Consider the following 25,074-nt stretch of genomic DNA (forward strand, 5'->3'; position numbering starts at 1 on the left):
GCCTGTGATGGACTTGTACAACGCTGAAATCGTGGCGTACGAAGTGTCTACCCGGCCGTGCTTTGAGCTGGTCACCAATATGCTGGACAAGGCGTTGCAGCAGCTGCAAGACGAGCCGAAGCTTGTGATACATTCGGATCAAGGCTGGCAATATCAACACGCGCAGTACCGTCAAAAGCTGGCGGTAAAGGGCGTTAAGCAAAGCATGTCACGTAAAGGAAATTGCTTGGACAATGCCGCAATGGAAAGCTTCTTTGGTACGCTGAAGTCCGAGTTTTTCTATTTGAAACGATTTGAAAGCATAGAAGAGCTGAAGGCAGGCCTGGATGAGTACATCCGCTACTACAACCATGACCGCATCAAGCTGAAGCTAGACGGCCTGAGCCCCGTGAAATACAGGGCTCAGGCGGTAAGCTAAAACTGTCCAACTTTTGGGGGGCAGTCCACTGGAGCGTAGGGAACGATAATCTCAACTTCGTGCTGATGCTTTGCGTCGGTCTGGCCAGGAGAATCAACTATCGTGCGACGCTCCGCGTCGTCATGCCGTTCTGGACGCTCCGCGTCCTCTTGGCACGCTGGAGCGTGAGGAACGAGGTGCTAGCCTCTGTCATGCACCAATCGGCCACCCGACCAGGTCTGCTTCACCGTCCGGTCATCACCGATGGTCATCAGCACGAACAGAATCTCTTCGATGGTCTTCGCCTGCTTCAAGCGATACGACAGCAGCGGGGTGGCGTTGTAGTCGAGCACCAGAAAGTCGGCCTCGTTGCCGGGCTTCAGGCTGCCGACCTTGTCTTCCAGACGCAGCGCCCGCGCGCCGCCCAGTGTCGCCAGGTACAGTGACTTGAACGGATTGAGCCGCGCGCCCTGCATCTGCATGACTTTGTAGGCCTCGTTGAGGGTCTGCAGAATCGAAAAGCTGGTGCCGCCACCCACGTCGGTGCCCAGGCCGACATTCACCTTGTGCTTCTCGGTCATTGGCAGGTTGAACAAACCACTGCCCAGAAACAGGTTGGAGGTCGGGCAGAAGGCAATCGCCGAACCGGTCTGCGCCAGTCGGGCGCATTGTTCGTCGCACAGGTGCACGCCGTGGGCGAACACCGAGCGCTCGCCGAGCAGGTTGAAGTGATCGTAGACGTCCAGGTAATGCTTGCGCTCCGGGAACAGCGCCTTGACCCACTCGATCTCCTGAATGTTCTCGCTGATGTGGGTCTGCAGGTACAGGCCGGGATGCTCGGTGAGCAACTGGCCAGCCAGACTCAACTGCTCCGGGCTACTGGTCGGCGCGAATCGTGGGGTCACTGCGTAACTCAAACGTCCTTTGCCATGCCAGCGTTCGATCAGTGCCTTGCTGTCGGCGTATCCGGATTCTGGCGTATCGACCAGATAATCCGGCGCATTGCGGTCCATCATCACCTTGCCGGCGATCATGCGCAGATCAAGTGCCTGGGCCGCGCTGAAAAACGCCTCGACCGATGCCTTGTGCACGCTGCCGAACACCAGCGCCGTGGTCGTACCGTTGCGCAGCAATTCCTTGATGAAGATGTCGGCCACCTGCGCCGAATGCGCGGGGTCGGCGAACTGGCTTTCGCAGGGGAAGGTGTAGGTGTTGAGCCAATCCAGCAATTGCTCGCCGTAGGAGCCGATCATGCCGGTTTGCGGCAAGTGAATATGGGTGTCGATGAACCCCGGTGTGATCAGGGCGTCCGGGTATTCAATCAGCTCGACATCGTCGTCGAGGCGCTCCAGCAAATCGGCAGCGTGACCCACCGAAACGATCTTGCCGTCCTCGACCATTAGCAAGCCGTCGGCAAAGTATTCATAGGATGCCTCCAGCACCACTTCGGCCGGGTCGGCGAGGCTGTGAACGATGGCGGCGCGGTAGGCTTTACGGCAGGAAACTGAACTCATGGCACTCTCGTTGTGACTCATTGCGACTGACTGCGGCGCGATGCAGGCAGCAGTCTGGCGATAGGTTCGGCGTTGGCGGTGTGTTGGCCAAAGCTGACATTGTAAGTGGCGATTATTTCCGCGGCGATCGACACCGCGATCTCGATGGGCAGCTTGCCTTTGACCTCGGCCAGGCCCATCGGGCAACGCATGCGTTGCAGCAGACTGGCGTCGAAACCGCGTTCCCGCAAGCGATGTTCGAACTTGACCCGTTTGGTTTTCGAGCCGATCAGCCCGAAGTAACCGAAGTCGCCACGCCTGAGGATGGCGGCCGTCAGTTCCAGATCCAGCTGATGGTTGTGGGTCATCACGATGCAATAGGTGCCGACCGGCAGTTGTGCGACCTCGTCGACCGGCTCGTCGTTGATGATCTTCGTCACGCCCTCGGGCATCGACTCGGGGAATTCCTGCTCACGGCTGTCGATCCAGCGTACCCGGCAGGGCAGGCTGGCCAGCAGCGGCACCAGGGCGCGGCCGACGTGACCGGCACCGAACACGGCGATCTGCGCGACGGGCTCGCCCATCGGTTCGAACAACAGCACGTTCACGCCGCCGCAGCACTGGCCCAGGCTTGCACCTAGGTTGAAGCGTTCCAGGCGCGTCTGCCGGGTGCCGCTGGCAAGCATCTCGCGGGCGATTTCCATGGCCTTGTATTCCAGGTGGCCGCCACCGATGGTGTCGTGGATGTGCTCGGCGCAGACCACCATTTTCGATCCGGCATTACGTGGTGTGGAGCCCAGCTCCTCGATGATCGTCACCAGAATGCCGGGTTCTCCACGGGCCTGCAGCTCGGCCAGGGCGCTGATCCAGTTGTTCATTTCTGCTCCAGGACAGAGTGATCCAGGCCAGGCGCCTTCGCGAGCAAGCTCGCTCCCACGGGGGCGTCCTGAATAGGTGAAGACGAGCCTGGCGAAGCTTCACTTGCTCGCGAAGATGCAGAAACAGTCGGCTCGGCCCTTTCGCTGGGGGCACGACGCGCAGCGCTGTTCTGGCGCATCTGTTCACAGCCCCACAGCACTTTTTCCGGTGTCGCCGGGGCGTCGATGTTCGGTTGATGACGGTAGTCACCCAAGCTCGCCACGGCGTCCTTGATGGCGCACCAGGCGGCGATGCCGAGCATGAACGGCGGCTCGCCGACGGCCTTGGAATGGAACACCGTGTCTTCCGGGTTCTTGCGGTTCTCTACCAGCTTGATGCGCAGATCGAGCGGCATGTCCGCCACTGCCGGGATCTTGTAGGACGCCGGGCCGCTGGTCATCAGCTTGCCCTTGTCGTTCCACACCAGTTCCTCGGTGGTCAGCCAGCCGGCGCCCTGAATATAGCCGCCTTCGACCTGACCGATATCGATGGCCGGGTTCAGCGACGCGCCGACGTCGTGCAGGATGTCGGTGCGCAACATCTTGTATTCGCCGGTCAGCGTATCGACGATGACTTCCACGCAGGCAGCGCCAAAGGCGTAGTAATAGAACGGCCGGCCACGCGCCTGGCTGCGGTCGTAAAAAATCTTCGGCGTCTTGTAATAGCCGGTGCTCGACAGCGACACCTGGCCCATCCATGCCAATTGCGCCAGCTCGGCGAACGGCAGGAGCAGCTCGCCGATCCGCACATGGCCGTTGCGGAACTCGACCTCTGCTTCGCTCACCTGATAGTGCCTGGCAGCAAACTCCACCAGCCTTTGCTTGAGGATTTCAGCGGCATTCTGTGCCGCCTTGCCGTTCAGGTCCGTGCCGCTCGAAGCCGCAGTGGGCGAGGTGTTCGGCACCTTGTCGGTGTTGGTCGCGGTGATCTGGATGCGCTCGATGTCCACCTGGAACACCTCGGCCACGACCTGCGCGACCTTGGTGTTCAAACCCTGGCCCATTTCAGTGCCGCCATGGTTCAGGTGGATGCTGCCGTCGGTGTAGATATGAATCAGCGCACCGGCCTGATTGAGAAAGCTGGCGGTGAAGGAGATGCCGAACTTGACCGGTGTCAGCGCCAGGCCTTTTTTCAGCACCGGGCTGCCGGCATTGAACGCACGAATCGCTTCGCGGCGCTCGGCGTACTGGCTGCTTTGCTCAAGGTCGGCGGTCATCTCTTCCAGCAGGTTGTGTTCGACCGTCTGGTAATAGTGGGTGACGTTGCGCTCGGTCTTGCCGTAATAGTTGGCCTTGCGCACGTGCAGCGGGTCTTTGCCGAGGAAGCGTGCAATGCAGTCCATGACCTCTTCGATGGCGACCATGCCCTGCGGGCCGCCAAAGCCCCGGTAGGCGGTGTTGGACGCTGTGTGCGTCTTGCAGCGATGACCGTTGACGGTGGCTTCGCCCAGGTAATACGCGTTGTCGGCATGAAACATGGCGCGGTCGACGATGGACGCCGAGAGGTCCGGCGAATAGCCACAGTTGCCGGCCAGATCCAGCTGTATGCCCTGCAAACGACCGTCATCGTCGAAGCCCACGTCGTACTCGATGTAGAACGGGTGGCGCTTGCCGGTCATCTGCATGTCTTCGAAGCGTTGCAGGCGCATCTTGGTGGGCTGGCCGGTCAAGCGGGCAACCACTGCGCACAGGCAGGCCGGGCTGGCCGCCTGGGTTTCCTTGCCGCCAAAACCACCGCCCATGCGGCGCATGTCCACCACTATGCGGTTCATCGGCACGCCCAGTACCTCGGCCACCAGCTTCTGGATTTCCGTGGGGTTCTGGGTCGAGCAATAGACGATCATGCCGCCGTCTTCGGTCGGCATCACCGAAGAGATCTGTGTTTCCAGGTAAAAATGTTCCTGGCCGCCAATGTGCAGGTTGCCCTGCAGGCGGTGGGTTGCGCGCGCCAGCGCAGCGGCAGAGTCGCCACGCTTGTGGGTATGGCTGTCGAGCACGAAATGCTTCTGGCGCAGGGCCTGGACCACATCCAGCACCGGTTGCAGGTCTTCGTATTCGATGATCGCCGCCATGGCCGCCTGGCGTGCAATGTCCAGGTCGCGAGCCGCCACCGCGAGCACCGGTTGCCCGACGAACTCCACCTTGTCGATGGCCAGCAGCGGGTCGCCGGGCAGCAATGGCCCGATGTCCTTGAGCCCCGGAATATCCTGATGGGTAATCGCGATGCGTACACCTTCGAAGGCGTAGCAGGGCGAGGTATCGATGCTGACGATACGCGCATGGGCACGGTCGGAAAGGCGTGCGTAGACGTGCAACTGGTTGGGGAATTCCAGGCGGTCATCGATGTACACCGCCTCGCCGGACACGTGCTTGTCGGCACTGTCGTGCTTGACGCTGCGGCCCACGCCGGTGTTCAGACCCTGCTGAAATACCGCCAGCATCTCGGCCTGGGTGCTGTTTGGGGAATGCTCAGACATAGTCAGTCACCCGCGTTGGAACGACTGGGGTCTGTAATTCGATGAAGTACTTGCGCAGCAGGTTTTGCGCGCTCAACAGGCGGTATTCCTTGCTCGCCCGGAAATCCGACAGCGGAGTGAAGTCCTCGCTCAGTGCCGCGCAGGCGCGCTCGACGGTTGCATGGTTCCATGGTTGCCCGATCAGCGCCTGTTCGCAGGCCGCTGCACGCTTGGGAATCGCTGCCATACCACCGAACGCTACGCGAGCCTCGTGGATGACGCCGTCTTCCAGGGTCAGGCGAAAAGCCGCGCAGACCGCCGAGATATCGTCATCCAGCCGTTTGGAGACTTTATAGGCGCGGAAAATCTGTCGCGCAGAGGCGGTGGGGACGATGATCTTTTCGATGAACTCGCTTTCCTGACGGGCCGTGGCCTTGTAGTCGATGAAATAGTCTTCCAGCGCCAGGGTGCGCTGACTGTTGCCTTTGCGCAGCACGACCTGCGCGCCAAGGGCGATCAGCAGCGGCGGGGAATCGCCGATGGGGGAGGCGTTGCCGATGTTGCCACCCAGCGTGCCTTGATTACGGATCTGCAACGAGGCGAAGCGCTGCAGTAACTCGCCAAAGTCCGGGTATTCGGCTTTCAGCGCTGCATAGCAATCGGTCAGCGGGGTTGCTGCACCGATCTCCAGGCGGTCGTCGAAACGCTTCACACCCTTCATCTCGTTGATGTGTCCGACGTAAATCATCACCGGCAACTGTTTGTGAAACTGCGTGACTTCCAGGGCCAGATCGGTACCGCCGGCCAGCAGACGCGCCTGTGGATGGCGGTCGTAGAGGTCCGCCAGATCCGCCACGGTCAGCGGAATGAAGCAGCGTTTTTCGCCGTCATTCAGTTCATCGGTGCCGGCCGGGGCGATGGCGCGCAGGCGTTCGACGGTCTGCGCCTGGCGCTGATCGAACTGGTCCGGCAGGCGCTGCGCGCAAGACTGCTCGGCGGCGGCCAGAATAGGGCGATAGCCGGTGCAGCGACACAGGTTGCCGGCCAGTGCTTCGTGGGCCTGGTGGGCATCGGCTTCGCTGCTGTTCTTTTGCAGGGCAAACAGCGACATCACGAAACCCGGGGTACAAAAGCCGCATTGCGAGCCATGACACTCGACCATAGCCTTCTGCACGCTGTGCAACTGGCCCTGATGCTTGAGGTCTTCGACGCTGATCAATTGTTTGCCGTGTAGCGACGCCATGAATGTCAGGCACGAATTGAGGCTGCGATAACGCAGCGTTTGCCCGCCGTCGTCGTCACTGTGCAACTCGCCCACCACGACGGTGCAGGCACCGCAGTCACCACTGGCACAACCTTCCTTGGTACCGGGCTTGTGTGCCTGCTCACGCAGGTAGGTCAGCACGGTCATGTTCGGATTCAGGCTGCGCTCGGTTTTTAGCTCTTGGTTCAAAAGGAACTGAATCACGGCGCAAAGCCCTCACGTTTATTGTCATCAGACATGTCGATGAATCTATCAGCTCTGTTTATTGGGTCAATTTGTTTCTGACCTCAGAGTCAGGAAATTGAGTTTTTCGGTCATCTGCCGATCAAACAACCTCTGGTTCTTGAATCGCCTGCCGGCTGTATTCAAGGTTTTGCGTATTTCGTGCCAGTTTCCGTGTTTATGGCCCTGCGCCACTCGCGCCGGTTGCGATACACTCCGCGACTTGCATGCGGAACTGGTTTTTTCTGAAGGATAATCATGACGTTCAAGGCCCCGGACAGCCTCGCTGAGCAAATTGCTCATCATCTTGCCGAGCGGATCATTCGCGGTGAGCTCAAGCCTGGAGAGCGTATCCAGGAACAGAAAGTCACGCAGGCGTTGAACGTCAGCCGTGGCTCCGTGCGCGAAGCACTGCTGATTCTGGAGCGCCGCCACCTGGTGGTGATCCTGCCGCGTCGTGGCGCACAGGTTACGGTGCTCAACGCACACAATGTCACCAGCCTGTGCTGCCTGATGAGCGAGCTGTACATTCTGCTGGCCAATGCGGTGGTCGAGCGCTGGAAGACCGAGGAGGATCTTGCGCCGTTCGTGCAGATACAACAGCGTCTGCAGGGCAGTTTCGAGCAGCAGGACGTCAACGCATTCGTCGAAGAGAGCTTCAATGTGATGCGCGCGGCCTATCCGTTCGCCAACAACCCGTACCTCGAGGAAACCGTCGAGAACCTGCAGCCTTCCATGAGCCGCAGCTATTTCCTCGCGCTCGAGCAACGCAAGGCCGATATGGGCGACTACCTGGCGTTGTTCGACGAACTGCTTGGCGCAGTGGTGGCGCGGGATATACCGAAGATTCGTGTCGTGCTGGTCAGCTACTGTCAGCGCAGCTGCCAGCTGGTGCTGGCCGCCCTGGCAAAGGGCTGACGCCGTGCGCCTGAAGTGCATCAAGCTGGCGGGGTTCAAATCTTTCGTCGACCCCACCACGGTGAACTTCCCCAGCAACATGGCGGCTGTCGTCGGCCCCAATGGCTGTGGCAAATCCAACATCATCGACGCCGTGCGTTGGGTCATGGGCGAAAGCTCGGCCAAGAACCTGCGTGGCGAGTCGATGACCGACGTCATCTTCAACGGCTCCACCAGCCGTAAACCGGTCAGCCAGGCCAGCATCGAACTGGTCTTCGACAACTCCGACGGCACGCTGGTGGGCGAGTACGCGGCATATGCGGAAATCTCCATCCGCCGCAAAGTGACCCGCGATAGCCAGAACAGCTACTACCTCAACGGCACCAAATGCCGCCGTCGCGACATTACCGACATCTTCCTCGGCACCGGCCTGGGGCCGCGCAGCTATTCGATCATCGAACAGGGCATGATCTCCAAGCTGATCGAAGCCAAGCCCGAAGACCTGCGCAACTTCATCGAAGAAGCCGCAGGGATCTCCAAGTACAAGGAGCGGCGCCGGGAAACCGAAAACCGCATTCGTCGCACCCACGAGAACCTCGCGCGTCTGACCGACCTGCGTGAAGAGCTCGAGCGCCAGCTGGAGCGTCTGCACCGACAGGCTCAGGCCGCCGAGAAGTATCAGGAATACAAGGCTGAAGAGCGCCAGCTGAAAGCGCAATTGTCGGCCCTGCGCTGGCAGGCGCTGAATGATCTGGTGGGCCAGCGCGAGGCGGTGATCGGCAATCAGGAAGTGGGCTTCGAGGCGTTGGTGGCCGATCAGCGCAGTGCCGATGCCAGTATCGAAAGGCTGCGCGACGGCCACCATGACCTGTCTGAACGCTTCAACCTGGTGCAGGGCCGCTTCTATTCGGTCGGCGGCGACATTGCCCGCGTCGAGCAGAGCATTCAGCACGGTCAGCAGCGGCTGCGCCAATTGCAGGATGACCTGCGCGAAGCCGAGCGTGCCCGCCAGGAAACCGAATCGCACCTTGGGCACGACACCACCTTGCTCGCCACCCTCGGCGAAGAGCTGGAGATGCTCGAGCCCGAGCAGGAAATGACCAGCGCCGCCGCCGAGGAGTCGGCCATCGCTCTGGAAGACGCCGAAGCGGCCATGCAGGGCTGGCAGGAGAAGTGGGACGTCTTCAATCAACAATCCGCCGAGCCGCAGCGTCAGGCACAGGTCCAGCAGTCACGTATTCAGCAACTGGAACAGAGCATCGAACGCCTTGCAGAGCGCCAGCGGCGGCTGGCCGAAGAGCGTCAACTGCTGGCCGCGGACCCGGAAGATGCGGCCATTCTGCAATTGAGCGAAGACCTCGCCACCCGCGACATGACCCTTGAAGAGCTGCACATGGGCGAAGAGCAGGCGGTCGAGCGTCTTGAGCAATTGCGCGAGGCGTTGCAGCACGCCAGTCAGGCGCAACAGCAGGCGCAGGGCGAGCTGCAACGTCTCAATGGCCGGCTGGCGTCCCTGGAGGCGCTGCAACAGGCTGCACTTGATCCGGACACCGGCACTGCCGAGTGGCTGCGTGATCAGCAACTGGCCGAGCGACCGCGTCTGGTCGAGGGGCTGAGCGTCGAAGCCGGCTGGGAACTGGCCGTGGAAACCGTGCTTGGCGCGGATTTGCAGGCGGTGCTGGTGGATGACTTCGACGGGCTCGATCTGACCGGTTTTCAGCAGGGCGATCTGCGTTTGCTCAGCACGGGTGCTGACACGGTTCGCGCGCCGGGCAGCCTGCTGGAAAAGGTCGACAGCACGGTTGATCTGTCCGCCTGGCTGGGCCAGGTGATTCCGGTCGAGAACCTGGACGAGGCGCTGGCGCGACGCGCACAACTCAGCGCCGGGCAAAGCCTGATCAGTCGTGACGGCTACTGGGTGGGGCGGCACTTTTTGCGTGTACGCCGCGCCAGTGAAGCGCAGAGCGGTGTGCTGGCGCGCGGTCAGGAATTACAGCGGCTGGGTCTGGAACGCGATGAGCGCGAAGCGACGCTGGCCACTTTGGAAGAGCAATTACTGGTCTTGCGCGAGCAACAGTCGCAGGAGGAAGACGCGCGTGAGCAGTTGCGCCGTCGCGTGCAGGACGAAACCCGTCAGCAAAGCGAACTGAAAGCGCAGCTGTCGGCGGTCCGGGTAAAAGTCGAGCAATTGACCCTGCGGCGCACCCGCCTTGATGAGGAGCTGGCCGAGCTGGGCGAGCAGCGCGCTGTCGAGCACGAGCACCTTGGCGAGTCGCGCCTGCAATTGCAGGACGCACTGGACAGCATGGCGCAGGATACCGAACAGCGCGAGGTGCTACAGGCCCAGCGTGATGCGCTGCGTGAGCGTCTGGACCGGATACGTCAGGATGCTCGGCAACACAAGGATCACAGTCATCAGTTGGCGGTGCGTCTGGGCTCGATCAAGGCGCAATACGATTCGACCCGCCAGGCGCTGGAGCGCCTGCGCATGCAGTCCGAAAGGCTTACCGAGAAGCGCGAGCAACTGAGCCTGAATCTGGAGGAGGGCGAGGCACCGCTCGAAGAGCTGCGCCTCAAGCTTGAAGAGTTGCTGGAACGGCGCATGGTGGTCGATGACGAAATGCGCATCGCCAAGAATGCACTCGAAGACGCTGACCGCGAATTGCGTGAGGCAGAAAAACGCCGCACCCAGGCCGAGCAGCAATCGCAACTGCTGCGTGGCCAGCTGGAACAACAGCGTCTGGAGTGGCAGGCGCTGACGGTGCGTCGCACAGCTTTGCAGGACCAGCTGCATGAAGACGGCTACGACCTGCACGGCGTACTCGCCACGCTGACGTCGGAAGCCAGTGAGCAGGCCGCCGAGCAGCAACTGGAAAGCATCGCCGGGCGTATTCAGCGCTTGGGCGCGATCAACCTCGCGGCCATCGACGAGTATCAGCAGCAGTCCGAGCGCAAGCGCTATCTGGATGCGCAGGATGCCGATCTGGTCGAAGCGCTGGACACTCTGGAAAACGTCATCCGCAAGATCGACAAGGAGACCCGAAACCGCTTCAAGGATACCTTCGATCAGATAAATAGCGGAATTCAGGCACTTTTCCCAAAAGTTTTCGGTGGTGGCTCAGCTTATTTGGAACTGACAGGCGAAGATTTACTCGATACTGGGGTGACAATCATGGCGCGTCCCCCTGGCAAGAAGAACAGCACCATTCATTTGCTGTCGGGTGGTGAAAAAGCCCTGACGGCGCTGGCGCTGGTGTTTGCCATTTTCAAACTCAATCCTGCGCCGTTTTGCATGCTTGACGAGGTGGATGCGCCGCTGGATGACGCCAACGTGGGTCGCTATGCACGCTTGGTGAAAGAAATGTCACAAACGGTGCAGTTCATCTACATCACCCACAACAAGATCGCCATGGAAATGGCCGACCAACTGATGGGGGTGACGATGCACGAGCCCGGCTGTTCGCGGCTGGTCGCGGTGGATGTGGAGCAGGCGATGGCGCTGGTGGATGCCTGATTCGACGCCTCGTTCTGCGGACAAGTGGCCGCCCGGAGGCCTGAAAATGAGACGCTGGTACATAAGATGGCAATTTGGGCGGCGAAGAGACGTAACAGACGGTGTAAAGTTACCTTTGGTCGTGCTAGTTTAGTGACCACTTTTTATTTTCGCGTGGGCGAATTGCCAGTCAGAACATAGACTTGGCACCACGTATTAAAGGGGTTTAGGCCCTTATTTTCAGATTTCTTCATTAGAGGCACTGGATTACATGGAAATCGGTCTGCGCGAGTGGCTGATCGTCATCGGCATAATAGTCATCGCCGGTATTCTCTTTGATGGCTGGCGCCGTATGCGCGGCAGCAAGGGTAAATTGAAATTCAGACTGGATCGGAGCTTCTCCAACCTTCCGGATGAAGAAGAAACCACGTCTGCCGAAGTGCTGGGGCCGCCCCGTGTGCTGGATACGCACAAGGAGCCGCAGCTCGACGAGCACGATCTGCCGTCCATGAGCGCCAGCCCGCGTGAAGGCAAGCGCAGCAACAGCGACAAACGCAGTGACAAGAAGCGCAAGGACGAGCCACAGCAGGGCGACCTGAACCTGGATCTCGACGGCCCGAGCCTGTTCACCGGCCGCGACGACGATTTCCCGGACGACAAGCCTGCCCAGCGCATCACCGAAGACAAGGACCTGCCTCCGGTTGAGGAAGTACTGGTCATCAGCGTGATCTCGCGCAGCGAAGGCGGTTTCAAGGGCCCGGCACTGTTGCAGAACATTCTGGAAAGCGGCCTGCGTTTTGGCGAGATGGATATTTTCCACCGTCACGAGAGCATGGCTGGCAACGGCGAAGTGCTGTTCTCGATGGCCAATGCGGTCAAGCCCGGCGTGTTCGACCTGGACGATATCGACCATTTCAGCACCCGTGCAGTGAGCTTCTTCCTCGGCTTGCCAGGCCCTCGTCATCCCAAGCAGGCATTCGACGTGATGGTTGCCGCCGCTCGCAAACTGGCCCACGAGCTGGATGGCGAACTGAAGGATGATCAGCGCAGCGTCATGACCGCGCAGACCATCGAGCATTACCGCCAGCGCATCGTCGAGTTCGAGCGTCGTGCGTTGACCCAGCGTCGCGGTTAAGCAAGCCCTTGGGCAGGTCCCCGATCATGAGCGTGCTGCGGTACGCCCTGTCGGGGCCTGACCTGAACAGAACAGAGCCAACAGATTAAGCAGCCTCGGCTGCTTTTTTGCTTTTTGAGAGAACACCGTATGAAGGCCGTCGAAACCCGAATTCTGGAACTCCGTGCAGAGCTGGATCAGCACAACTACCGCTACCACGTTCTGGATGAACCGAGCATTCCGGATGTCGAGTACGACCGCCTGTTTCACGAGCTCAAGGCCCTGGAGGCGGAAAACCCCCATCTGGTTACTCCTGATTCGCCGACGCAACGGGTCGGAAGCGCTGCCTTGTCGGCGTTCACCCAGGTGCGTCACGAAATGCCGATGCTCAGCCTGGGCAACGCGTTCGAAGAAAACGACATGCTCGAATTCGATCGGCGGGTGACCGAGGGGCTGGACTTGCCGGCCGGCGACCTGTTTGGCGAAGGCAGCAAGGTGCAGTACAGCTGCGAACCCAAGCTGGACGGCCTGGCAGTCAGCCTGCTGTATCGCGACGGCGCGCTGGTGCGGGGCGCGACACGCGGCGACGGAACCACCGGCGAAGACATCAGTGTCAACGTGCGCACAGTGCGTAACATCCCGCTCAAGCTGCAAGGCAAGGGCTGGCCGGATGTGCTGGAAGTGCGCGGTGAAGTGTTCATGTCCAAGGCCGGTTTCGAGCGCCTCAACGCCAGTCAGCTGGAAATCGGCGGCAAGACCTTCGCCAACCCGCGCAACGCAGCAGCGGGCAGTCTGCGTCAGCTGGATTCCAAGATCACCGCCAACCGGCCGCTGGAGTTCTGTTGCTATGGTCTGGGCCAGACGTCGGCAGAAATCGCCGACACGCATATCGGCGTGCTTGAAGCGCTGAAAAAATGGGGCATGCCGGTCAGTCGCGAGCTGAAACTGGCGAATGGCGTCGAGGAGTGTCTGGCCTATTACCGCGATATAGGTGAGCGACGCCTGGCGCTGACTTACGAGATCGACGGCGTGGTGTTCAAGGTCAATAACCTGGCAGCGCAGCGCGAACTGGGCTTCCGCGCCCGTGAGCCACGCTGGGCGATTGCCCACAAATTCCCCGCCATGGAAGAGCTCACCGAACTGCTGGATGTCGAATTCCAGGTGGGCCGTACCGGCGCAGTGACGCCGGTCGCGCGGCTCAAGCCGGTCAAGGTGGCAGGCGTCATGGTCGCCAATGCCACGCTGCATAACATGGACGAAGTGGCGCGGCTCGGCCTGATGATTGGCGACACGGTGATCATCCGGCGTGCCGGTGACGTGATTCCGCAGGTGGTGCAGGTCGTTGCCGAGCGCCGCCCCGAGAATGCCAGGGCAGTGCAGGTTCCGCAGACCTGCCCGGTGTGCGGCTCGCACGTCGAGCGCACGCAACTGATCAAACGCAGCAAAGGCAAGGAAACCGTCACCGAGGGCGCAGTGTATCGCTGTGTCGGGCGTCTGGCCTGCGGTGCGCAACTCAAGCAGGCGATCATCCATTATGTGTCGCGTCGCGCCATGGACATCGAAGGGCTGGGTGACAAGACCATCGAGCAACTGGTGGATGAGAAACTCATCGGCTCGCCTGCCGATCTGTACAAGCTGAAATACGAACAGATCATCGACCTGGAAGGCTTCGCGGAAATCTCCAGCAACAAGCTGCTCAAGGCTATCGCCGACAGCCGACAGCCGACCCTGGCGCGCTTCATCTATGCCTTGGGCATTCCCGATGTGGGTGAAGAGACGGCCAAGGTCCTGGCGCGTTCGCTGGCGTCGCTGGAGCGTGTCAAACAGGCCTTGCCGGAAGTCCTGACCTACCTGCCGGATGTCGGCCTGGAAGTGGCTTACGAGATTCACAGCTTCTTCGAGGACGAGCACAACCGTAGCGTCATCGATGCGCTGCTCGGTGAATGCGGGCTGCAATTGCAGGACCAGGGCGAGCTGGGCGCCGAGTTCGCGGCCAGCACCACACTGGAAGGGCTGATCGACAAACTGCACATTCCGTCGGTAGGGCCGGGTGCTGCGCAGAAACTGGCGGACCGGTTCGGTACGCTGGAGGCCATCATCAGCGCCGACTGGCTGGACATGCGTCAGGCACTGCCGGAGAAACAGGCCAAGTCGGTCCGTGACTTCTTCGACGACAGCGCAAACGCCGAACGCGCCCGCGCCATCGAAGCCCAGCTCAAGGACTTCGGCATGCACTGGCGCAGCGAGAAAAAAACCGTTGAAGGCTTGCCGCTGGCTGGCCAGACCTGGGTGCTGACCGGCTCGCTGGAACGCATGAGCCGCGATGTCGCCAAGGAAAAGCTCGAAAGCCTCGGCGCCAAGGTGTCCGGCTCGGTCTCGGCCAAGACCCACACCGTGGTCGCCGGGCCTGGTGCCGGCTCGAAACTGACCAAGGCCAACGAACTGGGTCTTACCGTGCTGGACGAAGACGCACTGCTCAAACGCCTGACCGAGCTGGGCGTGGCGGTTGATTGAGGGAGGCCGACGCTCCGTATGCCCTGATGATCGTGCGACGCTCCGCGTCGCATGCAGTTCTGGATGCTCTGCGTCCGATCTTGAGTGTGAGGGTGCGGCGTAGATCTGTGACGCGGAGCGTCACGCACTGCAATCCCACGCTGGAGCGTGAGGAACGATAATCCCCACTACCGTGCGACGCACCGTTTTGGCCCATGAACACGCTGTCAGCCTTATCATCCATGCCGCTCGATAATATTTTTGAACCCCTGAAGCGTCGGCATGATCTAGTCCATGCAAGGCCAACGGGAGATCGCCATGTACCGCTTCTTCGAGCAATTGAGTTCACGCATCACCGCCCCATTTGTCGGCGAATCCAAACGTAACAGCAAGGTCTGGCAGTGCACCTGTGGCCAGTCGGTGTTTTTCCCCAATACCCAATGCCTGGCCTGTTCTGCAGCGCTGGGCTACCTGCCTGAGCAGGGGCGTGTCGCTACGCTCGAAGCGGGGCCTGAGCCTACTACCTGGCGCCTGAGCGATGAGCCGGGTGCCGGGCTGTATCGGCGTTGCGCCAACCTTGGCACCCCGGCAGCCTGTAACTGGCTTTTTCCAGAGCACAATGCCGGCGAATTCTGTGTCGCCTGCAGCCTCAATCACACCATTCCAGACCTGTCCGTGATTGAAAACGGCGAGCGCTGGCGCAAGGTCGAGACCGCCAAACGGCGTCTGGTCGCGCAATTGATTTCCCTGGGGCTGCAGGTCATTCCCAAGACGATTGACGAAGAAGCTGGCCTGGCCTTCGATTTTGTCGGTGTCGATCTGGAAGGCAACCTGCCAACCACAGGCCATGCCAACGGCCTGATTACCCTGAACATCGAAGAGGCCGACGACGCACACCGCGAAGCGATGCGCGTACAGATGCACGAACCCTATCGCACCTTGCTCGGCCATTTCCGTCATGAAGTCGGTCATTACTACTGGGATCGGCTCATCGCCAATACCCACTGGCAGGACAGCTATCGCAACCTGTTCGGCGACGAGCGCGCCAGCTATGCCGACGCCCTCGATCACCACTACAAGAACGGCGCGCCGGACAACTGGCAGGAAAGCTTCGTCAGTGCCTACGCGACCATGCACTCATGGGAAGACTGGGCCGAAACCTGGGCGCATTACCTGCACATGATGGATGCGGTCGACACCGCGCTGGGGTTTGGCATGAGTGCTCGCGACATGGAGCTCGATTACCAGCCGTTTCCGCTGGAAGTGCTCTACGACCCTCAGCATCCGGGCGGCCCGGCGTTCCTGTCGTTCGTCAATGCCTGGATCGAGCTGGCGAGCATGCTCAACGAGCTGTCACGCAGCATGGGGCAGCCGGATTTCTATCCGTTCGTGCTGCCGCCAGCGGTTATCGCCAAGCTGCACTTCATCCATCTGGTGATTCAGGATGCCGGTGGCAAGGCTGATGAGGTTCTGCAGGCCCAGTAACGGGGGGCGTGCCTGACACGCTTCGGCGGCGTGTCAGGCATGTGTTCAAAGCAGGTTCAAAGCGTCAGGGTCAGCCTGCGCTCGAAGCCGATTCTCCCGCGATACGCCTCGCCGGTATCCACCCAGCCCTGGCCTGTATAAAGCCCGATGGCAGCCGAGTTGTCCGCATCCACCGACAGCATCAATTGAGTGATGTCCGGCCATTTCAGGCGCAACGCCGCAGGCAGTGCTTGCAGGCACGCCTTGCCCAGCCCCTTGCCCTGTTCGCGGTGATCGATCTGCAACGCATGCAGTGTCGCCGTCAGATCCTCCTGAGCCCAGTGCGGCAGACAGTCATAGCGTTTGAGCAGGAAAAACCCGACGGGCTTCTCGTCACCGAGCAACACGAAGCCGCAAATGTTCGGGCTGGGTCTGACCAGAAGCGTATTGAGTGCTGTGTAGATGTCGCCGGAGAACTGGATCTGTTCCTGCGTAACCTCGAGGTATCCGAGCTGCTGGCGTTGAGAGGCGCTGAGGTCGTGGTAGTCGACCAATCGAGTCTGCATGAGCAACCTGCTGGCTGATTATGTTGAGGCGGGCAGGGTACAGGATCGAATGGGGCCGTTTCGAGGATTTGTCACGCCGCAGAGCAATACGCATTTGCCTTTCAGCCCCGGCACACAAGTGCTTGAGCCCCCTCGAAATTTTTATCCGCAGCAACGGTTGTAAACTCGCGCAAGACCGGTACAATGGCGCGGCTCGCCAACTGGTGAGTGTCGTTATGGTGACCCCATCGGTCCCCCCGCAACGATTACCCGTGAACCTGGTCAGAGCCGGAAGGCAGCAGCCACAGCGGGAACATTGTGTGCCGGGGTGTGGCTGGTGGGGGCACCACCCATCTCAAGGCCCTTTCTGAAAGGCGCCTGCTCGTAAAAATAACAGCCTGTTCCTGTTTCGACTGCGCCCTGCGCTGGCGAGAACTTCGTGCGTCTGTAAAAACAGTCTGCCCGTCACGGAGATAACCGCCGGATGTCTCCAATCCGGCGGTTAATCCTGCGTGGCCTGCCTTACTGCCATCGTGCCAGGAAGATGGAGCGACCACTCTGATGTGGCGAGCGGTGTACTAGTTTGGGAATGCTGTCTTCGCAAATACCTTTGCCCGCAAAGAAATAGAAGCGGTCTTGCTTGGCTTCCCTGGTCCTCTGCTCGACAGCCTTGGCGTCCAGAGGCGTCATTTTCCCAAAATACCCCGCTTCAAATATTCCTTCCGATTCTGCGCGCTTCACGTATTCGGTGCCGCGACCCTCGATAGTGGCGATGCAGATGACCTTTTTTGGCCCTTTATCCTGATGCCATTGGTCTGCGCCCTGATTTTTGGCCCTTCGCAGTTGGAACTCATGAGGTCTCAATTGTCGCTGTTCCCCGGTGAGCGTGGTTGCAATGTCCTTCGCTACGGCCGTTATTGATCGTTCGTAGTCGGTTGCTTTCAGATCAATAACCTTTCCAACGGTCTCCTGTCTCCAGGCCGGGTTACTGAGACTGCTTTGCTCATGCAAAAAACGTCTTGTAGGTTCTGCTATGGGAACGGTGAAATACCCTTTCTCCATGAGTTTTGCCGTCTTTTCCTGAATCTGTTCCGGCTTCAGCTTCAACTCATCAAAAGGCTGGGGCTGGGTGTAGTAAGCCGATGTGCCAACTCCGCCGCGAATGCCGTAGGTCACGGATATTTTCCTCTGGTTGAATGTGGTGTTAATCACGAATTGGCCTTTTGGGCCGCTTGAACGCTTGGGGCTTGGTAGCCCGTCGCTCGGGGCCGTGAGTGGCAACTCATTGAGGAGCAGTTCCATGCTGTCCGATCAGTTTCGACGAACAGTGAAAACTCGGTGTGCGTTCAGGTGATCGATCAATAGCCAATTCAACTGAACCCTCACTTCCACACATCCCCTAACCCCTTACGCGTCGCTTGAAACCGTTTTACGGCAAGGGGCAATTCAAGTCGCTGCGGGTGTCACGGGCTTTTCGGTCAGGCGTCTCGCAGCAGTGGAGCCGGGGGCCGGATGGAACAGGACATCATCAGATTTTTCACAGACTCGCAATTTCTGGGCATATCGCTCGCTAACTGGATATTGGCTATCTTCGCCTCGACCCTGAGTTTTATTCTGGTCAGGGGCGTGATCGGTTTTGTGCTCAGAAAGATGCGTTCGCGTGCGGATGCGCCCAGCACGCATATGCGATACATCGTGGTGCAGGTGCTGTCGGGCACCAGTAATACCTTATTGCTGCTGGCTTCGATTCTGATCGGCATCGGCATGCTCGACCTGCCGGAACGCTGGCTCGGGCGGGTCAGCAGCCTATGGTTCGTGGTCGCCGCATTGCAGGTCGGGTTGTGGGCGAACCGGGCGATCGCGCTGGCGTTGCAGCGCTACTTCGTGCGTCACAACGCTGGCGGCACTTTTCAGGGCAGTGCGCTGGCCACGTTGAGTCTGTGGGGCGCGAAAGTGTTGCTGTGGGCCACGGTGGTCATGGCGATGCTGTCGAACGTCGGGGTCAATATCACCGCGTTCGTCGCCAGCCTCGGGGTCGGTGGTATTGCGGTCGCGCTGGCGGTGCAGAACATTCTGGGTGACGTGTTTGCCTCGCTGTCCATCGCCGTGGACAAGCCTTTCGAGGTCGGCGACTTCATCGTCGTCGGCGCGCTGTCCGGCACGGTCGAGCACGTGGGCCTGAAGACCACGCGGATCCGCAGCCTGGGTGGCGAGCAGATCGTGATGGCCAACGCTGACATGATCAACAACACCATTCAGAACTACAAACGCTTGCAGGAACGACGCATCGTCTTCGAATTCAGGCTGACCTATGACTGCTCGGTCAATCAGATCAGGGAAGTGCCGAAGAAAGTCGAAGCGATCATCAACGCGCAGAAGCTGGCGCGTTTCGACCGTTCGCATTTTCGGGGTTTTGGCGAGACATCACTGGAGTTCGAGACCGTTTTCATCGTGCTCGACCCCAGCTACAACGTCTATATGGATGTGCAGCAGGCGATCAATCTGGACATCATGGAAGCCTTTGCCGAACTGGATGTGCGTTTCGCGTTCCCGTCCCGCACGGTGTACGTGGCGTCCCTGCCACCGGTTAAAACCGCTCGTCCGACTGCGCTGGAGGCTGCCGACGCGACGACCTGATGGAATCAGGCCGGAAACTGCAGCGCGTTGGTCAGGTCGCCCATCGGCGTCTGGCCTCGCGCGATCATGGCCTCGTCGCGGCGTTTCAGACCGTCGAGCTTCTCCAGGCCATGCACGCGGGTGATCAGGCGCAGGATCGAGGCGGTGTCGTAAACCGTGTGGTCGACCTTGCCCTTGCGGGCGAAAGGGGAGATGACCAGCGCCGGAACACGGGTACCGGGACCGAAGCGGTCGCCTTTTGGCGGCGCGACGTGGTCCCACCAGCCGCCGTTCTCGTCGACGGTGATGACGATCACCATGTTGTCCCACTGCGGGCTCTTGCGCAGCACCTTGACCACCCGGTCGATGTGCCGGTCACCCGCAGCCACATCGGCGTAACCGGCGTGCATGTTCAGGTTGCCCTGGGGCTTGTAGAAGGTCACCGCAGGCAACTTGCCCGCTTCGGCATCGGCGAGGAAGCGATTGGTGCTCGACTCGTCACCCAGCCCACCATCACGCAGGCGCTTCTTGCGCTCTTCAGGGTGCTGCGGACCCTGCTGCTTGAAGTAGTTGAACGGCTGGTGATGGTATTGAAAGTTGGGGATTTTCGGGATCCCGGTGGAGTCCTTGAACTCATCCAGCGTCACTTGCCAGGCGCCGGCATACCAGGCCCAGTCAACATTCCTTTTCGACAGCTTGTCACCGATGTGCTCGTGGCTTTGTGGAACCAGCACGTTGGGCAGATCCGGTTTCGAGTAATCAGGGTTCTGCGGGTCGCGCAGCCAGGTTGGCCAGTACGGCGGGGCCATGGTGTTGACCGCGTAGTTGTCCGGCGTAATGGCGCTGGGGCCGAATTGTGGCGGCCCGTCCATGGCGCTGGCCGGCGACTTGTCGAGCGGTTTGAGGCGCGGGTCCAGCGGGTTGAAGCTCTGCAGGGTGGCGATTTGCGACTTGGCCGGAGATTCGGCGGCGTTCGGGTAAACAGGCGCGGTGGCTGAAATCAGGTACTGGTGGTTGAGGAACGAGCCGCCGAAAGCACCCTGGAAGAAGTTGTCACACAGCACGAACTCCTTGGCCACGTCCCACAGGCGCAGCGAGTACTGAGTCTGTGCGTAGTTGCCCATGGTCAGGCCGCCCGCATCCGCCCAGGCCACGAAACGGTCGTTCTTGCCGTCGTTGATCTGCATCTGGTTCTGGTAAAAGACGTGCCACAGGTCGCGGGTCACCAGGCTCAGCGGCAGGTCTTCACCGTTTGGTCCCTTGAGCGGGAACGGCGCGTTGGGCAGGTCTTGCTGAAACTGCTCGCCCACCGGATAGGTCACGCCATCGACGGTTTGCGGTCCGACCTGGAGCACGCCGCCCCAGGCCGGTGGCAGTTTGGACAAGCGCGTACCGTCGCGGTCGCGCTGCTCGTAATCGGAAGGCCTGAGCGAGGAGAGCGGCTTTTCGACACCGGGGAAATCGCCGAACAGGTTATTGAAGCTGCGGTTCTCGGCGTAGATCACCACAATGGTTTTCACATTTTCGCGCAAGGCGCGATCCAGCGCGGGTCCGGCAAGGTGATGATGCCGTTCGTTGTCGCCAGGCGGCTTCTCGTGGGCGGAAACGTAACTGCTAAGGGTGACACCTGCACCCAAGGCAGCCATCCCGCCCAGAAAACGACGGCGGCTGGGGTTTTCGTTGGTATCTTCGTCGTCTGGTCTGTCGCTCATCGCCAAATACTCGCGCTGGTTAATGTGTTACCAAAGATTTCACGCGAGCGTAACCATGGAATATGACGCTATTGCGACAGCGCAGATCAAGGATCAGGGGGTGGTGGGCGTGGTGTAGTGATCGATGATCTGCTGGATCTCGCCAGACAGACGCATCTGCACCAACGTGCGCAAAATTCTGCCCACCGGCAGTTCGGGGTTATTGCGGATCATGCAGGCGGCCGGCTGTTCGGCGACCATTGATATCGGCATGAGCTTCTTGCCGACAGGCAGGTTCCGGTTGGTCCATTCGAGGATCAACTGATTGGTCACCGCATAGTTGTAGCGCCCGGCCATCAGTTTGCCGAGCGTCTGGTTCTGCGTGCGTGCATCTTCACGGACCAGTTTATGCGCCTCGAAAAGATGCTGCAGGGCCGGGTAGGTGTAGCCCAGCACGGTGCCGACGGTTTCGTTGTCGAACTGCTCGGGGTAGGGGCCGGCAGCCGTTGCCGCCGAAGCGACCAGCCAGTCGCGCTGATAGAGAATCGGCAGGCTCCACAGGTAGTCCCCGGACAGATCCGGGTACCACGCCTGGGCGCTGTAGCAGTGCATGTCGACTTCGCCGCGCTCGAGCGCCGACTGGATACGCAGGCGCGGCATCACGTGATAACGGGCTTCGAGGCCCACATGGTGCGCAAGGCTTTGCATGATGTCGAACAGAATGCCGGATTCGGGACGAAAGTCGGTAATGTGCATCATCGGCATGGTCCAGCCTTCGTTGACTGCAAAGCTCAAGGTCCCCTGCGCTGCGCGGCCGGTTTGCGGCAACAGCAATAGCAGACAGAGCGCTGCTGCACGAGGCAGCCGCGGCGTGGTGAAGGCCCGAATAAAGCGCGTCAATTGAGTCATTTGCACAGCTTAGCCACAATAGAGACGGACACCAGATGCAATTTTGCCCCTGCTCGGCTAGCATTGGCGGTCTTCCGCTTAACAGTTGCGACGGTTTTAAATGAGTTATCAGGTTCTTGCACGTAAATGGCGTCCGCGCTCGTTCCGCGAAATGGTCGGCCAGGCTCATGTGTTGAAGGCCCTGATCAACGCGCTGGACAGCCAGCGCCTGCACCATGCCTATCTGTTTACCGGCACCCGCGGCGTCGGCAAGACGACTATCGCGCGCATCATCGCCAAGTGCCTGAACTGTGAAACCGGCATTACTTCGACGCCCTGCGGCACCTGTTCGGTGTGCAAGGAGATCGACGAGGGCCGTTTCGTCGACCTGATCGAAATCGACGCCGCCAGCCGCACCAAGGTCGAAGATACGCGCGAGCTGCTGGATAACGTGCAATACGCGCCCAGCCGCGGCCGCTTCAAGGTCTACCTGATCGACGAAGTGCACATGCTTTCCAGCCACTCGTTCAACGCCTTGCTCAAGACGCTTGAAGAGCCGCCGCCCTACGTCAAGTTCATCCTCGCCACCACCGATCCGCAAAAGCTGCCGGCGACCATTCTTTCGCGCTGCCTGCAGTTCTCGCTGAAAAACATGACGCCTGAACGCGTGGTCGAGCATCTGACCCACGTGCTGGGCGTCGAGAACGTGCCCTTCGAAGACGACGCGCTGTGGCTGCTCGGGCGCGCCGCCGATGGTTCGATGCGTGATGCGATGAGCCTCACCGATCAGGCCATTGCCTTCGGTGAAGGCAAGGTCATGGCTGCCGATGTACGTGCGATGCTCGGCACGCTGGACCACGGTCAGGTGTTCGATGTACTGACCGCACTGCTGGAAGGCGATGCCCGCGGGGTGCTGGAGGCGGTGCGCCATCTGGCCGAGCAAGGCCCTGACTGGAATGGCGTGCTCTCGGAAATCCTCAACGTGCTGCACCGTGTGGCGATTGCCCAGGCGTTGCCGGAAGGCGTCGACAACGGTCATGGTGATCGTGATCGGGTGCTGGCCCTGGCTCAGGCCCTGCCTGCCGAAGACGTGCAGTTTTACTACCAGATGGGCTTGATTGGTCGTCGTGACCTGCCATTGGCCCCTGATCCGCGTGGCGGCTTCGAGATGGTCCTGCTGCGCATGCTGGCGTTCCGTCCTGCCGACAGCGAGGACGCGCCGAGGCAGCCGCTAAAGCCAGTGGGGATCAGCCAGGCCACGGTTGATTCCCGAAAAGTAGTGGCTGATGCGACACCTGTTGCATCGGCAGCTCCCGCAGTGTCGACCGCCCCGGTGATGGCTGCGCCCGATCCAGCCTTCGAAGCGCTGCCGCCTGCAGCAGCCCCAATGCCGGTCTCCGTCCGGCCAGAGCCCGCGGTACAGCCGGAATCGAAGCCTGAGCCACAAGCCGCGCCGGTCGAAGACCTCGACCTGCCGTGGAATGAACCGAAATCCCCGGCTGCCGAAACTGCGCCGCCTAGCGAATCTGTTGCAGAATCTGATGTCGAGCCAGTGGCCGAGCCGGTTCTGGAGACCGTTTCCGAGCAGCCCGACCTGACGCGCATGCCGACGCCTGCGCCCGCCAGCCCGGTGCCGGCCGCACCTGAAGCCGAGTCTGCACAGCCGGCCGCCGAGCAGCCGGTCACGCCGGCAATGCTCGAAGCCATCCCGGACTCTGCGTATCTGTCCACGCACACCGATTCGATGTCTTCCGACTCCGGGCCGATGGGGCGTGACGACGAGCCGCCAGCGGATGACGATTACGTCGAGCCGGATATCGACATAGACCCGGCGTCCTACAGCTATCTGGACGAGCTGGCCCACGAAAGTGTCGTTGAGCTTGAAGCCGTCGAGCCCGAGCCTGCTCCAGCCGCCAAACCGGCCACTGGTCTTGCGGCCGAGTGGCTGGACGTGTTCCCCAAGCTACCGATCTCCGGGATGACCGGCAGCATCGCGGCCAACTGCACACTGATCTCGGCCGATGGCGACAACTGGCTGCTGCACCTGGACCCGGCGCACAGCGCACTGTTCAACTCGACGCAGCAGCGGCGCCTGAACGATGCGTTGAACCAGTATCATGGGCGCACGATCAATCTGAGTATCGAGCTGATCAAGCCCGAGCAGGAAACCCCTGCGCAGGCTGCTTCACGATTGCGTGCCGAGCGCCAGCGCCAGGCCGAAGCCTCGATCCAGGCCGACCCGTATATCCAGCAGATGCTGCAACAGTTTGGCGCTGTGATCCGGGAAGACACGATCAAACCGGTGGACGCGCCTGCGGTGCCGGCTCAATAACTGAACACAGGGCGCCGCTGGCGCCACGCAAACGAACCATCCATTTTCGAGGAGATATCCCATGATGAAAGGTGGCATGGCTGGCCTGATGAAGCAGGCGCAGCAAATGCAGGAAAAAATGGCCAAGATGCAGGAAGAACTGGCCAACGCGGAAGTCACCGGTCAATCGGGCGCAGGCCTGGTGAGTGTGGTGATGACCGGTCGTCATGACGTCAAGCGCATCAATCTGGATGACAGCCTGATGCAGGAAGACAAGGAAGTGCTGGAAGACCTGATCGCCGCCGCCGTCAACGACGCTGTGCGCAAGATCGAGCAGGCCAGCCAGGACAAGACGGCTTCCATGACCGCTGGCATGCAGTTGCCGCCCGGTATGAAGCTGCCGTTCTGACGGTCGCCCGGCTTATGAACAATGCCAGGCCCTGTGCCTGGCATTTTTCTGTCTGCCATGCGCCGCCACTCGACCACAGTACAACCATCAGCATTTGGCCTGATCGACTGAATTGAGCGACAATCTTCCCCCGTCTCTGGAGTGCCCCATGTCTGAGCCCATTGAAAACCTCACTGTCGACGCCGAGCTGGATGCCGTCGGGCTGTTCTGTCCGGAACCGGTGATGATGTTGCACCAGAAGGTGCGTGATCTGCCTGCGGGCGGTCTGCTCAAGGTCACTGCAACCGATCCGTCCACGCGTCGCGATATCCCGAAATTCTGTGTATTTCTTGGCCATGAGCTGGTTGCGGAGCAAGCCGAAGAGGGCACGTTCCTCTACTGGATCCGCAAGAAGTCCGACTGAT

The 25,074-nt window shown here is 60.5% G+C and carries 19 protein-coding genes and 1 other RNA gene; 12 read left to right on the top strand and 8 right to left on the bottom strand.

Annotation, left to right across the window (positions count from 1 at the left end; translation table 11 throughout):
- Window positions 1-418: IS3 family transposase (locus LIX91_RS19005; protein ID WP_226488966.1), on the top strand; the 418-nt coding region annotated here is incomplete at its 5' end.
- Window positions 419-597: 179 nt separating this feature from the next.
- On the opposite strand, the gene guaD is transcribed toward LIX91_RS19005, so the two are convergent.
- Genes guaD through xdhA form a run of 4 tightly spaced genes read right to left on the bottom strand, consistent with a single transcriptional unit; the run spans window position 598 to window position 6,731 of the window.
- A complete protein-coding gene (gene guaD / locus LIX91_RS19010; protein ID WP_226488967.1) occupies window positions 598-1,911 on the bottom strand; it encodes a guanine deaminase in 1,314 nt (437 codons plus the stop codon).
- A gap of 17 nt (window positions 1,912-1,928) precedes the next feature.
- Window positions 1,929-2,768, bottom strand: a complete 840-nt coding sequence (gene xdhC, locus LIX91_RS19015) for a xanthine dehydrogenase accessory protein XdhC (protein ID WP_003415822.1) — start codon at window positions 2,766-2,768, stop codon at window positions 1,929-1,931.
- Window positions 2,765-5,284 (bottom strand): xanthine dehydrogenase molybdopterin binding subunit, encoded by a 2,520-nt coding sequence (xdhB, locus tag LIX91_RS19020; protein WP_226488968.1) that lies wholly within the window; start codon window positions 5,282-5,284, stop codon window positions 2,765-2,767. Before xdhB ends, xdhC begins: the two co-directional genes overlap by 4 nt.
- Window positions 5,277-6,731, bottom strand: coding sequence for a xanthine dehydrogenase small subunit (xdhA, locus tag LIX91_RS19025; RefSeq protein WP_226488969.1), 1,455 nt, complete (start codon window positions 6,729-6,731; stop codon window positions 5,277-5,279). Before xdhA ends, xdhB begins: the two co-directional genes overlap by 8 nt.
- A gap of 276 nt (window positions 6,732-7,007) precedes the next feature.
- Between xdhA and LIX91_RS19030 the strand changes: the two genes are divergently transcribed.
- From LIX91_RS19030 to LIX91_RS19050, 5 genes are all read left to right on the top strand, one after another.
- Window positions 7,008-7,667 carry a GntR family transcriptional regulator gene (locus LIX91_RS19030; RefSeq protein WP_004410596.1) on the top strand — a complete coding sequence of 220 codons (660 nt, stop codon included), beginning with the start codon at window positions 7,008-7,010 and terminating at the stop codon, window positions 7,665-7,667.
- Window positions 7,668-7,671: 4 nt separating this feature from the next.
- Window positions 7,672-11,160 (top strand): chromosome segregation protein SMC, encoded by a 3,489-nt coding sequence (smc, locus tag LIX91_RS19035; RefSeq protein WP_226488970.1) that lies wholly within the window; start codon window positions 7,672-7,674, stop codon window positions 11,158-11,160.
- Window positions 11,161-11,410: 250 nt separating this feature from the next.
- A complete protein-coding gene (gene zipA / locus LIX91_RS19040) occupies window positions 11,411-12,274 on the top strand; it encodes a cell division protein ZipA (protein ID WP_003415827.1) in 864 nt (287 codons plus the stop codon).
- A 129-nt stretch (window positions 12,275-12,403) separates the two neighbouring features.
- Window positions 12,404-14,767: an NAD-dependent DNA ligase LigA gene (ligA, locus tag LIX91_RS19045; protein WP_003423394.1), complete on the top strand. Its 2,364-nt coding sequence runs from the start codon at window positions 12,404-12,406 to the stop codon at window positions 14,765-14,767.
- Between the two features lie 297 nt (window positions 14,768-15,064).
- The gene (locus LIX91_RS19050) at window positions 15,065-16,231 is read left to right on the top strand and encodes a putative zinc-binding metallopeptidase (protein WP_032698400.1); all 1,167 of its coding nucleotides are present in this window, start codon (window positions 15,065-15,067) and stop codon (window positions 16,229-16,231) included.
- A gap of 56 nt (window positions 16,232-16,287) precedes the next feature.
- Here the strand turns inward: LIX91_RS19050 and LIX91_RS19055 are convergent, their stop codons facing one another.
- Window positions 16,288-16,776 (bottom strand): GNAT family N-acetyltransferase, encoded by a 489-nt coding sequence (locus tag LIX91_RS19055; protein ID WP_226488971.1) that lies wholly within the window; start codon window positions 16,774-16,776, stop codon window positions 16,288-16,290.
- On the opposite strand from LIX91_RS19055, the gene LIX91_RS19060 reads away from it, so the two are divergent.
- A complete protein-coding gene (locus LIX91_RS19060) occupies window positions 16,775-16,939 on the top strand; it encodes a hypothetical protein (protein WP_163023250.1) in 165 nt (54 codons plus the stop codon). The genes LIX91_RS19055 and LIX91_RS19060 overlap by 2 nt on opposite strands.
- Before the next feature lie 62 nt (window positions 16,940-17,001).
- Window positions 17,002-17,098: signal recognition particle sRNA small type (gene ffs / locus LIX91_RS19065), an RNA gene on the top strand.
- Window positions 17,099-17,277: 179 nt separating this feature from the next.
- Here the strand turns inward: ffs and LIX91_RS19070 are convergent.
- Window positions 17,278-17,931: a DUF1826 domain-containing protein gene (locus LIX91_RS19070; RefSeq protein WP_003415832.1), complete on the bottom strand. Its 654-nt coding sequence runs from the start codon at window positions 17,929-17,931 to the stop codon at window positions 17,278-17,280.
- A gap of 336 nt (window positions 17,932-18,267) precedes the next feature.
- On the opposite strand from LIX91_RS19070, the gene LIX91_RS19075 reads away from it, so the two are divergent.
- Window positions 18,268-19,392: a mechanosensitive ion channel family protein gene (locus LIX91_RS19075; RefSeq protein WP_226488972.1), complete on the top strand. Its 1,125-nt coding sequence runs from the start codon at window positions 18,268-18,270 to the stop codon at window positions 19,390-19,392.
- Between the two features lie 5 nt (window positions 19,393-19,397).
- On the opposite strand, the gene acpA is transcribed toward LIX91_RS19075, so the two are convergent.
- Window positions 19,398-21,083: an acid phosphatase gene (gene acpA / locus LIX91_RS19080; RefSeq protein ID WP_003415833.1), complete on the bottom strand. Its 1,686-nt coding sequence runs from the start codon at window positions 21,081-21,083 to the stop codon at window positions 19,398-19,400.
- 93 nt (window positions 21,084-21,176) lie between these two features.
- The gene (locus LIX91_RS19085; RefSeq protein ID WP_032698367.1) at window positions 21,177-21,971 is read right to left on the bottom strand and encodes a substrate-binding periplasmic protein; all 795 of its coding nucleotides are present in this window, start codon (window positions 21,969-21,971) and stop codon (window positions 21,177-21,179) included.
- Window positions 21,972-22,071: 100 nt separating this feature from the next.
- On the opposite strand from LIX91_RS19085, the gene dnaX reads away from it, so the two are divergent.
- The 3 genes from dnaX to tusA all read left to right on the top strand — a co-directional run bounded on the left by dnaX (window position 22,072) and on the right by tusA (window position 25,073).
- Window positions 22,072-24,282: a DNA polymerase III subunit gamma/tau gene (dnaX, locus tag LIX91_RS19090; protein WP_226488973.1), complete on the top strand. Its 2,211-nt coding sequence runs from the start codon at window positions 22,072-22,074 to the stop codon at window positions 24,280-24,282.
- A 61-nt stretch (window positions 24,283-24,343) separates the two neighbouring features.
- The gene (locus LIX91_RS19095) at window positions 24,344-24,670 is read left to right on the top strand and encodes a YbaB/EbfC family nucleoid-associated protein (protein ID WP_002552818.1); all 327 of its coding nucleotides are present in this window, start codon (window positions 24,344-24,346) and stop codon (window positions 24,668-24,670) included.
- A 148-nt stretch (window positions 24,671-24,818) separates the two neighbouring features.
- Entirely contained in the window at window positions 24,819-25,073 is a 255-nt protein-coding gene (gene tusA / locus LIX91_RS19100) for a sulfurtransferase TusA (RefSeq protein WP_003315171.1), read from the top strand.
- Window position 25,074 lies beyond the last annotated feature (1 nt).

The organism is Pseudomonas sp. B20, assembly GCF_020515755.1.
In the GTDB taxonomy this organism is placed as follows: Bacteria; Pseudomonadota; Gammaproteobacteria; order Pseudomonadales; family Pseudomonadaceae; genus Aquipseudomonas; species Aquipseudomonas syringae.